Here is an 18910-nt window from a genome sequence, read left to right as displayed (position 1 = left end):
CCGATGAGAACTATGTTTACTCCATAGCCCTCCATACCCTTCCAAAATAGGCGCCAGGCCGTGACCCGCCTAGCCTTAACAATCTACGTCGTCGAAGATCGACTGAATGTTTGAGCGTGCGGTGACGGCTCGGCCGACTGGCGTTTCCACTCGATCTTCGACATCAGGGTCACGGGTCTCATTCAGTTCCTCAATCGCCTTTCCTATAGCTATTCGTCCACTCTCGATTTTAGCGCGATAAGGGTCATCAATCGGAAGCGTATCCTCGAAACCACTTAAGAAACTCGACAACTCATCGAAGTGACTATCCGGATCGCTACTCTCACAATTCGACTTCCAATCAGACACATGGGCGTCGATACGATCAAGAACGTCCCCCCTTACTTGTGCCGCAAGATTTTCGAACTCGGCGTCAGTCATGAGAGAGCGCAAAGATTCGTCACGAAAAATACCACCATCGGGAACCGTGAGGGTCGTATCAATAATGTGTTCTACGAGCTTATGGCGCTTTTCCTCGGGCAAAAGTTTCGCCTGATGCAGCTTCGCCAATAGTCTGTTTTCGGAGGAGTACGCCATGAACGCGCCAGGACGAAGATCAAGAATATTCGGCACCTGATCCACCACCAGCCGCAAGAATGCTTCGTCGCAGCGCTGCCCAAGAAAATAGCGTATGCGATAATCAACGGGATGAACGAGCAAACGATTCAGAAGCGCAGGGTATAGCGAAGGGCCGACGCGCACGCTCGCACCCCGTAATTCAACTCCACCACAAACGACCTCTTCGAGCAGCCGTTCGAACTTTGCGCCGCGCAGGTAGATTTCAGTCAGTTCGGGTGAATTGGCGACGAGTGCAGCATATGCATCGCCGATCGTGGGATGCTTGAACGTCCATTTTGGACCTTCGGCCGTATCGACGAGCAGGGCAAGACTCCCGCGGAGCGAATCCAGAGAGAGTCGGATCTCGGCTGCTGTGACGCCAAGGAGTTCCGAGATTAGGGCTATACGATCGTCGTTTTCGATCGGCGAAGCGAGTTGCCCCCCGTGCATAAAAACCAGCGCAACTGCCGCCGCTTCGCTCCGGTCCAGATTGCGTAGCACGTCTTTAAGGAAGTCGACCGGCCGTCGTGCAAAATCGAGCAAGCCTTCCTCGTCGGGCGCTACTTTCTCCGTAAAGAATGCTGAACCGAGACGACGCGCCGTCTCGGGGAGAAAAGATGCATCTTCGGCAAGCGTCGACAAGTGTGGCTTGATGGCCATCTTGAACGAAGCCGGCTGATCGCCACGCTTGATGTGATTATACAGGATTTGCGCCTTTTCGGCGGTCGCCAAGCCTTGGACGTTGATGACCACCTGCGATTTGTCGAATAGCGGAAACGCGCCGGTCTTGAGATCGCGATGGGCTGATCGCCAGATATAGGTGCGGGATGTAAGTAGAAAACGTGCGCCTTTGCGCAACGCCGCTGCCATCAGCGGCATTTGTCGATTCCAAGCATCGGCAATATGTCGTTGGTACTGAGTGGCGCCAAAGGCGTCATCTATCCAGAAGAACTGCTTGGGATCGTCGGGATTCCAATGTCGCATGATATCTTCAGGACTGGTTACGCGGATAGTCGGCGCATGCCAGTGATCAAGCGCCCCTAAAGCGAGGCTTGCTGCGATGGTCGACTTTCCGGAAGCTGGATCCCCAAGCAGCAAGACAAAATTATGATCGAGTAGCGCGTCTACGCTCTGACGATGTGCATCGGTGACAACGAAACATGCCAGATCGTCCCCAAGCGCGCTCAAGACGGCGCGAGATTGCGCATAGGCCCGCTCGTCAAGAATCTGGGAAAGATCTCCCAATCCGTAAACCCTCGGCACCATCACCCGTAGCCGGGATGATTCCCGAATTTGCTGTGCGATCCAGTCACGCCCAAGAATGACACAGTTCTTCACACCAACCGCTTCGAACGCCGCAGCGATTATGCCCGCCTGCGCACCCGACACGCCATGGTTTGTGAGAAGGATGTAGTCTTCAGCCAACCCTCTGGCTGCGAGCTTTCCAGCCTTGGTCAGTTCGCTCTTCACGGCGCTCAGATTTAGTGGTGCATCGGCCTTGCTCGTAAATTTACATTGGATTGTCGAGCGACCGGCTGAACTTTCATTGGACCAACGACCGAGAAATGCACCATCTCGCCCACCATCCTTTGACGGCAGAAATGTCTCTACCGGCCGTTTGAGCACTTCCTGGGCGATAGCCACACACAGGTCTTGAAAGGACTTCCAGCCTAAAGTGTGAAGAGCGTAATCGACTAATAGTCCTTGCGCTGATGGCGTAGTTGAGCTGTCTACCCCTGTAGATGCTCGCTTGGCTTCTTCATTTTCGATTTCCAATGACACCTCTATTATCACGTGCTCGACATAGCTGACTGAACGGCCAGCTATCCAAAAATTCTTGCAAGGTCATTGAGCCAAAGAAATACGCCCGTCTTTTAGGCGATGTCGGTTCGCTTGGGCCAAATTGACGGTATTGCGCACGAGATCAAGCCGCGCCACGGACGAGTGGTAAGATCGAAACGCTTGGGACAGCATCTGATCCGTCACCTCTGGGGAGACCTGATCATCCTGCCCGGTGGTGAGTGGAATGTCATTGAGGCAGAGGCCACGACTGCAAAGAAATGTGGTCACGATCACCTCGAAGGTCATCGGTGGCCGATGATCCATATGGGCATCTTCACGGGTGATCCGCTCTCCCGTCGCCGCGCAAGTGGCGTTGCCGTTAGCGTCGCCATGCGTTGCGAAGAAGGCATCGCGCGCCTTATACAAATCGAAGCGCACAGCCCGCCGAAATGCCTGCGAAACCTCCTGCTTACGGCTGGGCGGTCGCTGGGTGATACAGTGCGGATAGGAAAAATCCGTGCCGCTACCGTCTGTGCGGATGATGCGAAAACACTGCGTGCCATGCTCGGTCATCATCACCTGAAAGTGGCTGACACCGCAGCCGACTTTCGCGACATATTCCGTATGGCGTTCGAGCAGAGCCGCGACGTCCAAAGCATCTTCTTCGTTGACTCGCTCACCTGGACGGTAGCGATTTAGCATCGCCTTAAAGAAGGCCATAGCGTCGCCCTGCTTTTCAAAGTTGCGCGTTGCCAACTCAACGGGTTTCGATCGCCCTCCCATTATGCTGCTCCTGCTCCTGCTCCTGCTGCTGCGAACTCGAACTGGGCCTCACATCCGCCATGGGCGCATACCGGCTTCTTTAACGTGAGGGGCCGCTGGAATTTCGTACGGCTGCATTTTTTGCAAGCGAACTGGCTGCGGAACGTCTTGAACTCTTCCCAGCGCGTCTTCTCGTCACCGATAGAGCCGTCGCCGTAAAGGACATCCTGAAAATGGCTCCCAAAATTTTCGATCGTGCCCGTCGCCAAGCTCGTGAGAAAGCGGTTGTTGACGCCAGGCACCAGCGCCGGTTCCAACTTGGCGTCCTTGAGTAAACCGCCAAGCGCGGACGCCAACTCGCTGCGCTCGTAGGAATAGGCCTTCTCCAGCGGGCGGATACGAACGCTGACTCCAAAATCCCGGCATAGGCCGAGCAGCCACTCCTCTTCTGCTTGGCGCATCTCATTGGCCGCCGACTGTCCGTCCGCCCAGCGGGCCTCGATCATCTCGTCGCTTACCTTGTGGTCGGCAAATCGAGGTCCATAGGCCGGATCAAGGCCGATGATCCGGGTGAAGTGCCAGGTCTTCGCTTCGAGTTGATCCTTTAGATAGTTGAAGAACCGCTCGTCATGGGTCGTAATCAGAATCTGGCAGTCACCAAACATGGTAGCAATCAGCGCGGCAATGGTGCGGCGATGATCGGCGTCGTAAGAGGTGACGATGTCATCCAGCGCGATGATGGGCGCGTTGGCATTGAACTGCTTGATCGCGGCCATCCGCAGCGCTAGAGCCACGGAATGGATCTGGGAGTCGCTCAAATAGCCGCCCGGCTGCACACCTGTCCGGTTCGCGGCAAAATCGATTAGCAGATTGAGGCGCTGCTGGTTGCTGTCGTCTTCTCCCGGCAGTTCCAGCCGAATCAGCTTGGCTCCAGCACCCTGGATCATCTTGTAGATGTCATTCATCGGGGCCTGGAGCTTATCGAGCAGCGCCTGGATCTTCTTTCGGATCTCGGCCGAGATTGTTGCCGCCTGCACCGTCAGCGCATCGGACAGCGTCCCCAACTCCTCATTTGTCCGCAGCGCCAGATCGCGTTCGCCATCTAGCTCCAGCAGGCGATCAATCTTCGCTTTGGCCTTGATATAGGTGTGATCTCCTTGTTTCACCTCGATGTCGGAAATGGCTTTATCAAGGGTGGTCAGCAATTTGGAAATCGAAGCGACAATGCTGGCCGACGATGCAGCGGCACTTTTGGGCCATCCGGCGACGCCGGCCTGATACGCAACCAGATCGGATTTGAGCGCCGCGTCACCATCTCCAAGCAAACCAATCAGCGCAGGAAGCGACGCGACCAGTTGGGTGTGAGCCTTGGTCGCCGCCGTCTTGGCATCGTCGCGCGTTTTTTTGGCGGCTGCGTAGTCGGCCAGTTCTTCGAGATGTTTGGCGACATGATCTCGGATCACCTCTGGGCCTCCCGCCACTGTGTCCGCGATCGGTGTGATGCAGACCGGGCAAACTTCTGGTGCAGGCGCACCTTCGGCGAAAAGCGGTTCAGCGGCTTTCCACAGCGCCTGAAATACTGTTCCGGCTGCTTTGTCGCGCTCCTCAGCTTCCTTGCTTTCGGCCGCCATAAGCATGGTCACGGCAGAATCGAAGGTCGAAATTGCGCCAATGACGACGATCTCATCACTATCGGCGCCCTTCGTCTCCAGCCACAAGCCAGCCGCCGCGCTGCGAATCTGTCGCAAGCCAGCGAGTCCGATCTTGTTCTCCTCTGCCTTGGCACGAGTCTCCAATTCGACATAGGCCGGATCGAGTGCTGCCAGGGTGGTGAGGACGAGCGCGGGATCAAGTGGCCCAATGATAAGCGTATTGGCGTGGGAGAGAACCGCCGCTGCATCCCAGGATTTGACCGCTTGGGTCGTTTCCTTAGCAAGCTGTGCATCAACGCGCTGGAGCGCCGTCTGGTCTTCGGCGGCGGTCTTAATCTGCGTGCGCAGCGAACGAAGGTTCTTCTGCACATCGACCAGCGGGCCGAGCTGTAACCAATTGGCGACATCCGCGTAGCGCTGCTCCGGCGTGTGGATTTCTACAAAGGTGCGGAGCGCGTGGCCGCGAATAATCGGCGGCACTGCAAAACAGGTATTGATGGTAGTCGCCACTGCCGGAATCGGGCGCTTTGCACCTGCCGCCGCGCGACTGCCGTTCGTGAGATCCTTGCCCGAGATGACACCAATCGCCACGGCTGGGACAATCTTTGCTTCCTCGGCCAGATTGTGCGCCAGAGCGATCGGACCAGCCTGATTGTTGATGGTGCGCTGCCCCAAACGATCCAGCGTGCCCTCCTTCGACAGCATGAACTCCAACGCATCGATGAAGCTGGATTTGCCACTGCCATTGGGCGCGAAGATCGCCAGGCATCGCTTTTTGCTGAAATCAAAGGTCTTCGGCTGAAGGTAGGCCCGGAACCCGGTCAGACTCAGAGACTGAAGAAAGTAAGGATCAGCCATTGGCCACCTCGACCTTCGGTGGGTTCGCCCGCTCAGCGGCGAGTTTCACAATGGCGTCCTTCGCTTGAACGACAGCGTTTGGCGCTGGAGCGGCCTTCAAAATGTGCGTGGTTAGGATACCAGCGAGGTCGGTATCGACGCCTTCCTTTGCCTTTAGACTCTCTCCCAAGGCCTTGAGGAACGCATCCGGCGTTTCCAACGGCTTTGCTTCACCATCCATGATCGCTCCCCCCAAATATTGTAGTTTCGACTTTACGTTGAGACGCTCTGAAAAAGAATACTGCACCGAGATTAATGTTGGTGATTGGAATGGAAAGTCATTCCCTGCAGTCACGCCAAGGACTTGGCCGCTCCCTTTTGTACATCAGGATACGAGGGTCCGCGGCCTGCCGCGCGGATATGTGCTCTCGCACCCTCGTCATGACTTCGATCCGCTTTGTGCAGACCGGGTGATCCCCCTCCGCGCGCCCCCCTTGCGCCTTGCCTCCCGGTCTCGACGACCGCCAGCCGACGCCGGGATCAGAGTGAGAGGAGGAGTGGATTTTTCGTGACGGGTTGGAGGTCGAGAGAAAGGCTCTCGGCGCCCGTCGCGGAGTAAGACTGATGGCCACTGCCGTTCAAAAGATCGTCCTCGCGTCCTCGCGCGACATTCCCTTCAACAAGCTGGTGTTGAGCCAGTCCAACGTCCGGCGGGTTAAGGCCGGTATCTCGGTAGAGGAGCTGGCCGAGTCCATCGCCCGCCGCGGCCTGATCCAGTCGCTGCATGTCCGTCCCGTTCTCGATGCCGAAGGCAAGGAGACCGGCATGTTCGAGGTGCCCGCCGGAGGGCGTCGCTATCGGGCGCTGGAACTGCTGGTCAAACAGAAGCGCCTCGCCAGGATCGCCCCGGTGCCCTGTGTGGTCTCCGAAGCGAACGGCGACATCCTCATCGACGAGGTTTCACTGGCCGAAAACATCGAGCGCGCACCACTGCATCCGCTCGACCAGTTCCGCGCCTTCCTGGCCATGCGCGAAAAGGGCATGACCGAGGAAGCCATCGCCGCCGCCTTCTTCGTCGACGTCAAGGTCGTCAAGCAGCGCCTGCGCCTCGCTTCGGTCTCGTCCGTGCTGCACGACGTCTATGCCGAGGACGGCATGACGCTAGAACAGCTCATGGGTTTCACCGTCACCCAGGACCACGCCCGTCAGGAACAGGTCTGGGATGCGATCAAGGATAGCTGGTCGAAAGAACCCTGGCAGATCCGCCGCATGTTGACCGAGACAGCGGTGCGTGCCTCGGACAAGCGGGCGCAATTCGTCGGCGGCGAAACCTATGAGGCCGCTGGCGGCTATGTGCTGCGCGATCTCTTCCAGCAGGACGATGGTGGCTGGTTGCAAGACCCGGTGCTGCTCGACCGGCTGGTCTCCGACAAGCTGAAGGCAGAAGCCGAGACAATCGCCGCCGAGGGCTGGAAGTGGATCGAGGTTGCCGTCACGTTTCCCTATGGCCATGAGCACCGCATGCGGGAGCTTGATGGCGCTCCGACAGATCTGACCGACGAGGAGCGCGCTGCTCGCGAGGCGTTGCGCGAGGAGTACGATCGCCTTGAAGCCGAATATGCCGAGGCGGACGATCTGCCCGATGAGGTCGACGAGCGGCTTGGCGAGATCGAGCAGGCACTGAACGAATTCGAGCGCCGGCCGATGGCCTACGATCCGGCGCAGATCCCGCAGGCGGGTGTCTTCGTCAGCATCGACTCCGATGGAACCTTGCTGATTGAGCGCGGCTTTGTTCGCCCCGAGGATGAGGCTCCCGTCACCATCGATGGCGAGAGCGATGCTGGCAACGACGAGCCTGGCAGCGAAGGCGGCGCGGTCGCGGCCCAGGCCAGCGTGCAGCGCGCCGTCATCACCATCGGCGGCGAGCCGGTGGACGCTGAGGACGAAGAGGATGACAGTATCAAGCCGCTTCCCGAACGGCTTGTGATCGAACTCACCGCCCATCGCACGCTGGCGCTTCATGACGCGCTCGCCAACAACCCGCGTGTCGCGATGACAGCGCTCCTCCACCGCATGGTCATGCAGCGCTATCAGTATGCAGCGCCGACTGGCTGCATGGAGATTTCCGTGCATCAGCCGAATTTCGGAATGCAGGGCAGCGATCTCAGCGACAGCCCATCGGCCAAGGCGATCGGCGAGCGCTTCGACGCATGGAAAGCCGATATTCCGTCCGACGAAGGCGCGCTGTGGGACTGGATCACTGAACTCGACGATACGAGCCGCATGGTGTTGCTCGCTCATTGTGTCAGCTATGGCGTCAACGCCCTCTACGAGCGGCCGAATATCCATAGCGGTTCCGGGGTCTCGCAATTCGGCCTCGAACGCCGCCTCTCCGGCGCAGACCGCATCGCTCGCGCCACCGGCTTCGATATGGTGGCCGATGCGGGCTGGAGGCCGACGGTCGGCAACTATCTCGGCCGTGTGACCAAGCCGCGCATCCTTGAAGCCGTTCGCGAGGGTGCTGGCGAGCGGGCCGCCGAACTGATCGGCCATCTGAAGAAGGGCGACATGGCCAAGGAGGCCGAACGCCTGCTGGCCGATACCGGCTGGCTGCCCGAGCCGCTGCGCCTGGCCGATCCGGATACCGCAACCGACGACGCCGAGGCGCTGCCGGACTTTCTGACCGAAGACGACGAGGATACTACCATCGACAAAGAGGAAGAAACGCATCATCTCGCTGCAGTGGAATGAACATCTGCGGGGCGGCTCTGGTCGCCCCGCAACCCGCACCAGCTTTGAATTCCGTTTCCGTAACTCGCCCGGTCCTCGTGGCCGGGCATTTTTTTGCGGCCCGCGTCCGGCCCCAAGGCCGTCATGCCGGTGGATCGTCTTTTAAGTGTAACGGTTTTGCTGCCCGATGACATAAACGGTTGCGGCAAATGGCTGCCTTGCCATGATGGGCTTGTTTCAAAGCCAAGGGATCGATTTCGATTTCCACCAGAGCTGCCATCAATTGTCGTGAGCGAGGGATGGATTCCGCCCCCAACCTGAACAACGTCGATCAGGATGAGACCGGGATGGAGGTGAAGCTGGCACGACGATGCCGTCTGCGACGGGTTTCCGGCTCCTGTCAGATGCGAAGCACCACCCCCGCTTCCATTCGCTGACCATGGTCTGATCCGCCTCTTCATCNTCGCGCGGGGGATGGTCCCCCGCCTCCCAGAGACAGGAGCCGGAACCCATGTCCTACGCAGATGCCACCGCCTTCGCCGCCAGCCTTGCCACCACCCTGATGGTCTCGATCGTCGTCTTCCAGGCCGGAGACGGAACCCACGGCGCCATGCCGGCCGCCGAGTTCGATGGCGACGACGACATGGTGGAATTCGAAATCGATCCCTTCGGTTGAGGCGCGCAAGCGCCTCAGCCCTTTTTCGGCCCAGGAGCGCGCAGCGCACCGGGCCTCGTTGCCGTGCGGCGGGTCCGGCCCCGCCACCCGCAGCAGCGCCGGGACAAAATGCCCCGGCAAGAGAGAGTGAGAGGGCGGGCCGTTCGGCCGTGACGGGTCAGAGGGTGAGAGAGAGGCTCTTGCCGCCCGTCGCGGAGCGTTTCCGATGACCCATGCAACCCAGACTTCCTTCACGCCGATCGGCCAGATACTTGCAGCGCAGGTGCTACCCCACCTTCGCCTTGCCCAGAAGCTGCCGCTGCGGATCTCGTGCAATGGCACAGCCAGCTATGGCGGTGCTGACGAACCGGTCCAGTTCGACCAGACCATCGCGCTCGGCGAACGGGCATCGTCCGAAGAAGCCATGGCCTTCGCATCCCTGCGCGTATCGCGCAGCGATATCCGCATTGGCGCGGATGAGATGCTGCGCTTTCAGCCCCGCGTTATCACCCTTCAGGATCGTGACCATGGACTGGTTCTCGGTGGCATCGTCCGCGCCGGGATCATTCTCTGGCAGCAGCCCGTGGCCTCTGACGGCGAAGCCCGTCGCATCGTCACCGAGGCCAGCCGGCTGCGCGGCATGGCCTTTGCTGCGGCCGGACGCGGCGACGATGTGCAAGCGCGCGATCTCCGCTTCCAGGCGTGTCATCTCGAAGCGCGATTGGCCGATCCCTTCTGGCGCGCTTCCTCGGCGGAACTGCTTCGGATGCCGCAGGCCGCCTGATGCCGTCCACTTCCTTCATTCAGCCCGGCCAGCGCGCGGGGCCTTGTCGTTTCAGGAGGCTGATATGGCCGAATATTCTATCCCTTTCTCGTGTCTGCCGCAGGAAGGTGATCCCGATGCCTGAGATCGTCGAAACCACGGTTTATCGGCTCGCGGAGCTTTCCGACGCGGCCAAGGACAATGCCCGCGGCTGGTATCGCGAAGGCGGCTTCGACTATGACTGGTACGATGCGGTGTACGAGGATTTCCAGCGCATCGCGGAAATCCTCGGTATCCGCCTCAAGACCCGCACCGTTGGCCTCATGGGCGGCGGATCACGACAGGATGCCTGCATCTGGTTCCGGGGCTTCTGGTCGCAGGGGGACGGCGCGTGCTGGGAAGGCTTCTACACCTACCGGAAAGCCGCCTCCGCCGAGATCCGCTCCTACGCACCGCAGGATACGACGCTGCACCGGATCGCCGATGCCCTGTCGGCGGTTCAGAAGCGGAACTTCTACCAGCTTCGCGCCGAGGCCAGCCATCGCGGCCACTATTATCACGAATATTGCATGTCCATCGCGGTCGAACGCGACAGCCCGACCTGGCAGGACATGACCGCCGACGCGGAGGACGTCGTGATCGAGGCGCTGCGTGATCTGGCGCGCTGGCTCTACCGCCAGCTTGAGCGCGAATACGAATATTTGTCGTCAGACGAAGCCGTCGACGAGACCATCATCGCCAACGAATATACCTTCACCGACGCGGGTCGTCGTTTCGGCTGATCGCTCAAAGCGCCCCACCTGACGGTCGGGGCGCTTTTTTCATGCGGATGCATTCGAGAGTCAGAGGTGGACCGGGACCGGGCGAGTTCGGGCGGTTGAGAGAGCGCTGTCCGGGCTTTCCCTGATCCGCTCTCGAAGGTGCTTTCCCATGAACAACCTGTCCCCCGCAACGGCCCCGTCCGCGGCCCCGTTGTCACTCGGCTCCGCATCACTTGATCCCGCCAAAGCCATCCATGCCGCCGCCGGCCTGCTGCTTCCGCATCTCGAACGCGGCGCGCGTATCGATGCCGCGATCCTGCGCCGGGCCATGGAGACCGGTTTCGGCGGCTCCGATGCCACCGGCCTCTGGAGCTGGAAGGATGCCTATGAGGCATGCGAGGTCGCGACCGTCCTTTTCCTCACCAAATACGGAAAGGCGCTTTTCCGTAAAGCCGCTTCGCCGGCTCAGCGGCTTTCCGTGCTGGCGAAGATCGCCGGGCTTCTGCCGACGCATACCCGCCGCTCCGAGGAAAGCCAGGCCCGGCAGCAATTCTCAACCCCGCTGCCGCTCGGTCTCGCCGCGCTGACCGCCGCCGGGATCGGTCCCGATGATGTGGTGCTGGAACCTTCCGCCGGAACCGGGCTGCTCGCCATCCTGGCGCAGGTCGCAGGCGGTTTTCCGATCCTGAACGAACTGGCCGATACCCGTGCCGATCTCCTGTCCTGCCTCTTTCCGGCCTACGCCGTGACCCGCTTTGACGCGGCGCAGATCGACGATCATCTCGATGCCGGCGCCATGCCGTCCGTGGTGCTGATGAACCCGCCATTCTCCGCCATGGCGCATGTGTCGGGCCGCATGGCCGACGCCACCTACCGTCATATCGCCTCGGCATTGGCGCGGCTTGCGCCGGGCGGTCGGCTGGTCGCGATCACCGGGGCGAACTTCGCGCCCGATGCGCCCGACTGGCGCGATGCCTTCGTCCGCCTGCAGGAGCGCGGCCGCGTCGTCTTCACCGCTGCTATCGACGGCTCGGTCTATGCCAGGCACGGCACGACATTCCCGACCCGGCTGACGGTCATCGACAAGATCGCCGCCGAAGACGCTATGGTTTTTCCCGCTTCCGCTGGCACCGCGCCCGATATCGCCACTCTGCTCGGCTGGATCGAGGCCAATGTTCCACCGCGCCTGCCGGTCACGCTGCCGAAGGTGGCAGTGCCTGCCGCCCCAAAGACGGTGCGCGGCAATCTCGCGCGCACGGCTGCGTCGCGGCCAGCGCCCGTCGCGGTCGCCGATCCCGCAGGCGTTGAACTCGCCTATGAGACCGTCGATTGGACGCCGCCTGAAGGCGCCCATCTGACCGAGGCCATCTATGAGGCTTACGGCTTGCAGTCGATCCGTATTTCCGGGGCCGAGGCCCATCCGACCAAGCTGGTGCAATCCGCCGCCATGGCCTCGGTCGCACCGCCGAAGCCTTCCTATCGGCCGATGCTGCCGGAGAATATCTGCGCGCTTCTGTCCGACGCCCAGCTTGAGACGGTGATCTATGCCGGTGAAGCGCATGGCGAGTATCTCGCCGGTTCCTGGGCGCTCGACGAGACCTTCGACACGATGACGGCCGCGGCAGAGGGGGCGGCAGGCGCTGTCCGCTTCCGGCGTGGCTTCATGCTTGGCGATGGCACCGGCGCGGGCAAGGGTCGCCAGTCGGCCGGGATCATCCTCGACAACTGGCTGCGTGGGCGCCGCAAGGCGGTCTGGGTCAGCAAATCCGACAAGCTGATCGAGGATGCGCAGCGCGACTGGTCAGCGCTCGGCATGGAACGGCTGTTGGTCACGCCGCTGTCACGCTTTCCCCAGGGGAAACCGATCACGCTCTCCGAAGCTGTCCTGTTCACCGCCTATGCCACGCTACGCTCCGACGACCGCGGCGAAAAGGTTTCGCGGGTGAAGCAGATCGTCGAATGGTTGGGCTCCGATTTCGATGGAGTGATCATTTTCGACGAGAGCCACGCCATGCAGAACGCCGGTGGCGGCAAGGGAGAACGCGGCGACGTCGCCGCTTCGCAACAGGGACGCGCCGGCCTTCGGCTCCAGCACGCCCTGCCAGATGCGCGCGTGGTCTATGTCTCGGCCACCGGGGCCACCACCGTCCACAATCTCGCCTATGCGCAGCGCCTCGGGCTCTGGGGCGGCGAAGACTTCCCCTTCGCGACCCGGGCCGAATTCGTCGAGGCGATCGAGGCCGGCGGCGTGGCGGCAATGGAGGTGCTGGCCCGCGACCTGCGCGCGCTCGGCCTCTATACCGCCCGGTCGCTCTCCTATGATGGCGTCGAATACGAGCTGGTCGAGCATCAGCTCACCGACGAGCAGCGTCGCATCTATGACGCCTATGCCGGGGCCTTTGCCGTGATTCACAACAATCTCGACGCAGCGATGGAGGCCGCCAACATCACCGGCAGCGAAGGCACGCTGAACCGGCAGGCCAAATCCGCCGCCCGCTCGGCCTTCGAGAGCGCAAAGCAGCGTTTCTTCGGCCACCTGCTGACCTCGATGAAGACGCCGACCCTGATCCGCGCCATCACCGGCGATCTGGAGGCTGGCCATGCCGCCGTCATCCAGATCGTCTCCACCGGCGAAGCGCTGATGGAACGCAGGCTGGCCGAGATCCCGACCGAGGAATGGAACGACGTCCGCGTCGACATCTCGCCGAGGGAATATTGCCTGGACTACCTCGCGCATTCCTTCCCGGTGCAGCTCTATGAGCCTTTCACCGACGGCGACGGCAATCTCTCCTCGCGTCCGGTCTATCGCGATGGCCAGCCCGTCGAGAGTCGCGAAGCCGTCGCCCGGCGCGACGAGATGATCGAGCATCTCGCCTCCCTACCGGCCGTGCCCGGCGCGCTCGACCAGATCGTCCAGCATTTCGGGACGGGTATCGTAGCCGAGGTGACAGGCCGCTCGCGCCGGATCGTTCGCCGGGGCGACGGCGCAAACATCCGCCTTGCCGTTGAGAACCGCGCCCCTTCGGCCAATCTCGCGGAAACCGCCGCCTTCATGGATGACCAGAAGCGTGTGCTGATCTTCTCGGACGCGGGCGGCACAGGCCGCAGCTATCATGCCGAGCTTTCCGCGAAGAACCAGCGCCTGCGCGTGCATTATCTGCTGGAACCGGGCTGGAAGGCCGACGCCGCCATTCAGGGCCTTGGCCGAACCAATCGAACCAACCAGGCACAGCCGCCGCTCTTCCGGCCCATCGCGACCGATGTGAAGGCCGAAAAGCGCTTCCTGTCGACCATCGCCCGGCGGCTCGACACGCTCGGCGCCATCACGCGGGGCCAGCGCCAGACCGGCGGTCAGGGGCTGTTTCGCCCCGAGGACAATCTGGAAAGCACCTATGCGCGCGATGCGCTGCGTCAACTCTACCTGCTGCTCGTGCGCGGCAAGGTGGAGGGCTGCTCGCTCGACCGGTTCGAGTCCGCCACCGGCCTGAAGCTGATGGATTCGAACGGCATCAAGGACGAGCTGCCAGCGATCACCACCTTCCTCAACCGCCTGCTGGCGCTGACCATCGAGCTTCAGGGCATCCTCTTCACCGCCTTCGAGCAACTGTTGGAAGCGAAGATCGAGGGAGCAATCGCCAGCGGCATCTATGATGTCGGGCTGGAGACGCGGACCGCCGAAAGCTTCATCGTCACCGATCGCACCGCCATCTACACCCATCCGGCGACCGGCGCAGAGACCCGGCTCCTGACCATCACCGAGCGCAAGCGCAACCGGCCCATCCTGCTCGATGCCGCCCTGGCCGAACTTGCCGATCCGCGCGCCAAGCTCCTGATCAACGAGCGATCGGGGCGTGCCGTAGTGCAGGTGCCGACCACCAGCGTCATGCTTGACGATGGCGAGATCGAGCGCCGCATCCGCCTGATCCGACCGATGGAAGCGCAGAACATGCCGCTGCGCATGATGGGCGATACCCATTGGACCGAAGCGGATCGCGACAGCTTCGCCGCCGTCTGGAGCCGCGAACTGTCCGAGGTGCCGGAGTTCACCGACGGCACCCTGCATATTGTCGCGGGGCTGCTCCTTCCGGTCTGGAAACGTCTGCCCCAGGAATCGAGCCGGGTTTACCGCCTTCAGACCGATGACGGCGAGCGGATCATCGGCCGCCGCGTCTCACCGGCCTGGGCCGCCAATGCCGGGGCGACCGGCAGCACCAGCCTCACGCCGGAACAGGCGCATGCCGCCCTGTTGGAAGGCCGGACCATTCTCGATCTCGCAGAAGGTCTCCAGCTCCGGCGGGCACGCGTCATGGGAACGAACCGGATCGAACTGTCCGGCTTCACCGACGCCATGCGCGAGCGCCTGCGCGCCTATGGGCTCTTTACCGAGATCATCTCGTGGAAGCTGCGGTTCTTCGTCCCCGTCGATGCAGGCGGTATCGCCGTTCTCGGCAAGCTCATCGACACCTATGCCATCGCCCGTATTTCCGAGCGGGAGGCGGCGTAATGGCACGACACGACGCTTCCAAACTGGCGCAACGTCTCGGCGGGCAGGCCGAGGCGGTGTGCCGCCACTATCTTTCCAACGGGCGCAAGCAGGGCAATTACTGGCAGGTTGGCGACGTGCACAATACACCCGGTCGCTCGATGTTCGTCCGGCTGACGGGACCGGAATCCGGCAAGGGCGCCGCCGGCAAATGGCAAGACCCGGCCGAAGGGGCGCATGGCGACCTCCTCGACGTGATCCGCGAAAGCCTGGGCCTGGTGGACTTCGCCGATGTCGCCGAAGAGGCACGGCATTTCCTCAGCTTGCCGCAACCAGACCCGATGCCGGATCAGCCACGGTCGAATCCGGCGCCCGCACCGTCAGGATCGGCGGAAGCCGCGCGGCGGCTCGTCAGCATGGCGCGACCGATCGCAGGCACGATCGTCGAGACGTATTTGCACGGACGCGGCATTACGGATTTGCACGGAACCGGAAATCTGCGCTTCCATCCGAACTGCTATTACAGGCCGGAAGGGCATGGCCCGACGCAAGCCTGGCCCGCCATGATCGCTGCCGTCACCGATCTCAAAGGTCGGATCACCGGCGCGCATCGCACCTGGCTGGCGCGCGACGGCTCGAACAAGGCGCCTGTCGAGACGCAGCGCAAGGCGATGGGAGACCTGCTCGAACACGCCGTCCGGTTCGGTATGGCCGAGGATGTCATGGCGGCAGGCGAAGGCATCGAAACCATGCTGTCGCTTCGTCAGGTTCTGCCACTGATGCCAATGGTTTCCGCTCTCTCGGCCGGACATCTCTCCGCCATCCTATTCCCGGCAAACCTGCGCAGGCTCTATATCGCGCGAGACAACGATCCGGCAGGCGACCGCGCTTTGGCCTGCCTGGTCGACCGGGCGAACGAGGCCGGAATCGAGGCGATCACCATCTCGCCCATGCTGGGGGATTTCAACGAAGATCTCTACCACCGCGGGCGGGAGGCGCTTCGGGCGCAGATCCGGGTGCAGATCGCCCCGCAGGACGTCAGCCGCTTCATGCCCGTCATGGCATAGCCGGTCAGGGCCGTGATCGGGCGGGTGATCCCGGTCATGCGCGAAGGACGCCCATCACGTCGTCAAGGGGGCCGCGCCTTGGCCTTCTCAGAGGGCGATCGGCCCACAAACGATCCGGCCCGGCAATGGCGGCGCCCGACTGATTTCCGTCGGCGGGCAAGCCCGCCTTTACAGCGCGAAACAAATCAGCCGGGCTTTGCCATCAAGGCCCTTCGCCAGGGCTCGGGCTGCCCGACCGGATCGCCCGTGGGCTTTCGTCGCCATGAAGGCCGCGACGGTCGCGGTCCAGACGACGGAGCATCCCATGTACGCGCATGACGAATTCGAACCCGATCACAGCTCTTCCCCGACCGGCCATGTCATCGACGAACTTCAGCTCTACGGCTATCGCCCCGCCGAGGACGAGGCCGATCCCCGGATCACACCCGAAGACCACACCATCCAGGGTGCGGTAGCCGACATCTTCGACGCCCTGATTTCCACCATGGCCGACACCAGCCTCGATTTCGACCTCGACGAAATCCTCTGGTCGACCGTCAACACCTTCCACCGCGCGGTCGAGCGGATCGAGACCAAGCTCGACGGCAACGAGCAGGCACAGAAGCGCCTCCAGCGCGAACAGGACGGCTCCGAGGTCAAATCCGTCCAGTTGGAAACGCTGATCGGCATCGGCCAAAGCCTGATTGAACGGCGCGACAGCATGGAGGTCTTCCGGGAGACCGCCGCTGACATCTACCTCAAGACTACCGGCACACCCTGGTCGCCGCGCAACGGCTCGAAGGTCAACCATCGCAAGATGACCGCCGCGATGATCGACAGCCGCGATTTCCTCGCCGCCAAACGACGCGCAGACAACGAGGTGCTGCTGCCCGCCGGCCCGAAGATCGCCTTCACCGGCGGCGACACCACCGATCACCGGCTGATCTGGGACAAGCTCGATCAGGTCCATTCCAAGCACCCCGACATGGTGCTCCTGCATGGCGGATCGCCCAAGGGCGCCGAACGCATTGCCGCCACCTGGGCCAACAACCGCAAGGTGCCGCAGGTCGCCTTCAAACCCGACTGGTCGAAACATGCCAAGGCAGCGCCCTTCAAGCGCAACGACCTGATGCTCGACACCATACCGATCGGCGTCATCGTCTTCCCGGGCACCGGCATCCAGGACAACCTGGCCGACAAGGCCCGCAAGATGGGCATCCCGGTCTATCGCTTCGGAAAGGGCGGCGCGTAAAGCGCCGCCCCAATACCAGCACGGATGCGACCGCATCCACTCGAACAGATGCAGCACTTCTGCTATTCTCCGGTTTGCGCCGTGGTGGTGGTGGAAGGCGCGACCGTCAGAGATATTCGCACGGAGACACCACCATGATCGTTCTCGGCATTCTCGTATCCATTGCAGCCATCGGCGCCATGTGCTGGCTGCTGTTCAACCTCGCGGTGTTCGCACTGCCATTCTTCCTCGGCCTTACTGCCGGAGGATGGGCCTATGACACCGGCGCGGGCTGGCTCGGCGCGATCTTCGTCGGCTTCGCGGCGGCGGGGCTGACACTGGCTGCCGGTCAAGCCCTCCTGATGCTCATCCGTCCTGTCTGGGCGCGGCTCCTGATCTCGCTCATCTTCGTTGCCCCGGCGGTAATGACCGGGTTCCATGCGACGCACGGCATCGTCAAGCACACCATGCCCTCGGAAACTTGGCAGATGATTTTCTCCGTCATCGGCGCCATCGTTGTCGGCATCACGGCGTTTGTACGGGTTGCCGGAATGGCGGCAGCCGGCCCGGCGAACGGCGGCGTTGTTCGCGCCTGAGACGCTGCGGCATCAATATCGGCGCCCGTTCAATCGTCCCGTAGCGACCGCTTCATTTCGTCTGCCAGATCGAGCAGGTTTCGGAGGGCGGCGCTTCGGTTGAAGGGCGACCATATGGCTGGAGAACATCGCCGCCGGCAGGCTGGTTCCGGTGCTCTCTCACCTCGCGGCTGGCGAGAAGGAGGCGATCCATGCGGTTTATGTCGGCCAGGGAGGGCCACTGCCTTCGCGCGTCCGGGCATTGCTCGACTTCCTCGCCGAGCACGGCAAGGTCAGTTGACGGATCATGCACGTCTTACCGTCCCCGTCGTCGAAACGGTCAGTATCGAACCGCCATGACGGATCGGCATGAGGCCGGGCGTCACGGCTCGATGAAGCGCAAGGATTTCTGGCGGAACGGTCTGGCAATGAACCAGATCCCGGTGGCTGAGGGCGTGGGCGGGAGGCAGGCAGGAAACGGGCGGAACGCTGGCCCCGGAACGGGAGGGAGGGACGAAGCCGGTGATCGTGCCGGTTATGTCTTTCTGTGGGTGTCTCGGGTTGCCTTGATCTCCGTTGCTGCCCCCGTATCTCGACCGCTCCAGAACGGCCTCTTCAATGGCCTGATCTGGCCGAAGACCGGCTTTGCCTCGACCGACTTGCCGCAACGGCCGCGTCAAACTTTCTTCCCCTGACGGCAGGACCGTCATTCCTCGCGCAGCAAGAAAGTTCTCCTTGGCCGTCAAGCCCCTGAAGGGGTGCGGCGTCGGTCGTCTCCGTCCCACCGATCGCCATCGAGGCCGCAATGGTGCGGGCTCGGAAACGGAAAACGGAGATCAAAAATGGCAACCATCGGCACCTTCAAGAAGACCGGCTCGAACGAATTCACCGGCGATATCGTCACCCTCAGCGTCCAGGCCAAGGGCGTGCGCATCGTCCCCGACCTGCGCGCCACCGGCGAAAACGCCCCCAGCCACCGGGTTCTGGTGGGCCGCGCCGATTATGCCGAGAACGGTATTATGCGGAGTGCCAGGTC

At 62.0% G+C, this 18910-nt stretch carries 16 protein-coding genes and 1 pseudogene; 12 read left to right on the top strand and 5 right to left on the bottom strand.

Translation table 11 applies throughout. The features are described from left to right. Positions 1 to 75: 75 nt before the first annotated feature. From CEV34_RS10520 to CEV34_RS10505, 4 genes are all read right to left on the bottom strand, one after another. Complete coding sequence (locus CEV34_RS10520; protein WP_143853339.1) at positions 76 to 2373, bottom strand: nSTAND3 domain-containing NTPase; 2298 nt, start codon at positions 2371 to 2373, stop codon at positions 76 to 78. A gap of 69 nt (positions 2374 to 2442) precedes the next feature. Next, entirely contained in the window at positions 2443 to 3162 is a 720-nt protein-coding gene (locus CEV34_RS10515) for a DCL family protein (RefSeq protein ID WP_094543593.1), read from the bottom strand. Then, complete coding sequence (locus tag CEV34_RS10510; protein ID WP_094543591.1) at positions 3162 to 5651, bottom strand: AAA family ATPase; 2490 nt, start codon at positions 5649 to 5651, stop codon at positions 3162 to 3164. The genes CEV34_RS10515 and CEV34_RS10510 overlap by 1 nt, the downstream gene beginning before the upstream one ends. Beyond that, the gene (locus CEV34_RS10505; protein ID WP_094543589.1) at positions 5644 to 5871 is read right to left on the bottom strand and encodes a hypothetical protein; all 228 of its coding nucleotides are present in this window, start codon (positions 5869 to 5871) and stop codon (positions 5644 to 5646) included. Before CEV34_RS10505 ends, CEV34_RS10510 begins: the two co-directional genes overlap by 8 nt. Before the next feature lie 383 nt (positions 5872 to 6254). Here CEV34_RS10505 and CEV34_RS10500 point away from each other — a divergent pair, with 383 nt between their 5' ends. Next, the gene (locus CEV34_RS10500) at positions 6255 to 8381 is read left to right on the top strand and encodes a ParB/RepB/Spo0J family partition protein (protein ID WP_094543586.1); all 2127 of its coding nucleotides are present in this window, start codon (positions 6255 to 6257) and stop codon (positions 8379 to 8381) included. 121 nt (positions 8382 to 8502) lie between these two features. Here the strand turns inward: CEV34_RS10500 and CEV34_RS26990 are convergent, their stop codons facing one another. Beyond that, positions 8503 to 8640, bottom strand: coding sequence for a hypothetical protein (locus tag CEV34_RS26990; RefSeq protein ID WP_179253489.1), 138 nt, complete (start codon positions 8638 to 8640; stop codon positions 8503 to 8505). Between the two features lie 231 nt (positions 8641 to 8871). Between CEV34_RS26990 and CEV34_RS26985 the strand changes: the two genes are divergently transcribed. The 11 genes and pseudogenes from CEV34_RS26985 to CEV34_RS10450 all read left to right on the top strand — a co-directional run. Beyond that, positions 8872 to 9036 (top strand): hypothetical protein, encoded by a 165-nt coding sequence (locus tag CEV34_RS26985; protein WP_179253487.1) that lies wholly within the window; start codon positions 8872 to 8874, stop codon positions 9034 to 9036. A 205-nt stretch (positions 9037 to 9241) separates the two neighbouring features. Further along, positions 9242 to 9799, top strand: a complete 558-nt coding sequence (locus tag CEV34_RS10495; RefSeq protein ID WP_094543584.1) for a hypothetical protein — start codon at positions 9242 to 9244, stop codon at positions 9797 to 9799. 116 nt (positions 9800 to 9915) lie between these two features. Further along, positions 9916 to 10560, top strand: a complete 645-nt coding sequence (locus CEV34_RS10490; RefSeq protein WP_094543581.1) for an antitoxin of toxin-antitoxin stability system — start codon at positions 9916 to 9918, stop codon at positions 10558 to 10560. A gap of 148 nt (positions 10561 to 10708) precedes the next feature. Further along, positions 10709 to 15043 carry a strawberry notch family protein gene (locus CEV34_RS10485; RefSeq protein WP_094543578.1) on the top strand — a complete coding sequence of 1445 codons (4335 nt, stop codon included), beginning with the start codon at positions 10709 to 10711 and terminating at the stop codon, positions 15041 to 15043. Then, a complete protein-coding gene (locus CEV34_RS10480; protein WP_094543577.1) occupies positions 15043 to 16089 on the top strand; it encodes a DUF7146 domain-containing protein in 1047 nt (348 codons plus the stop codon). The genes CEV34_RS10485 and CEV34_RS10480 overlap by 1 nt, the downstream gene beginning before the upstream one ends. 36 nt (positions 16090 to 16125) lie before the next feature. Beyond that, positions 16126 to 16407: a hypothetical protein gene (locus CEV34_RS10475; protein ID WP_094543575.1), complete on the top strand. Its 282-nt coding sequence runs from the start codon at positions 16126 to 16128 to the stop codon at positions 16405 to 16407. Beyond that, on the top strand, positions 16394 to 17320 hold the full coding sequence (locus CEV34_RS10470; RefSeq protein WP_094543574.1) for a DUF2493 domain-containing protein: 927 nt from the start codon (positions 16394 to 16396) through the stop codon (positions 17318 to 17320). Before CEV34_RS10475 ends, CEV34_RS10470 begins: the two co-directional genes overlap by 14 nt. Positions 17321 to 17454: 134 nt before the next feature. Beyond that, positions 17455 to 17895 carry a hypothetical protein gene (locus tag CEV34_RS10465; RefSeq protein WP_094543572.1) on the top strand — a complete coding sequence of 147 codons (441 nt, stop codon included), beginning with the start codon at positions 17455 to 17457 and terminating at the stop codon, positions 17893 to 17895. Positions 17896 to 18016: 121 nt separating this feature from the next. Further along, positions 18017 to 18175 (top strand): annotated as a pseudogene (locus tag CEV34_RS10460) (LysR family transcriptional regulator); the annotation flags it as partial. A 55-nt stretch (positions 18176 to 18230) separates the two neighbouring features. Beyond that, positions 18231 to 18569, top strand: a complete 339-nt coding sequence (locus tag CEV34_RS26980; protein WP_179253485.1) for a hypothetical protein — start codon at positions 18231 to 18233, stop codon at positions 18567 to 18569. A 147-nt stretch (positions 18570 to 18716) separates the two neighbouring features. Beyond that, the coding region (locus tag CEV34_RS10450) for a DUF736 family protein (RefSeq protein ID WP_143853337.1) at positions 18717 to 18910 on the top strand (194 nt) is incomplete at its 3' end.

The sequence above is a fragment of the Brucella pseudogrignonensis genome, from assembly GCF_002252525.1.
GTDB lineage: Bacteria > Pseudomonadota > Alphaproteobacteria > Rhizobiales > Rhizobiaceae > Brucella > Brucella pseudogrignonensis.
The sequence above is the reverse complement of the archived record's forward strand: the minus strand, read 5'-3'. Positions and strand labels throughout refer to the sequence as shown.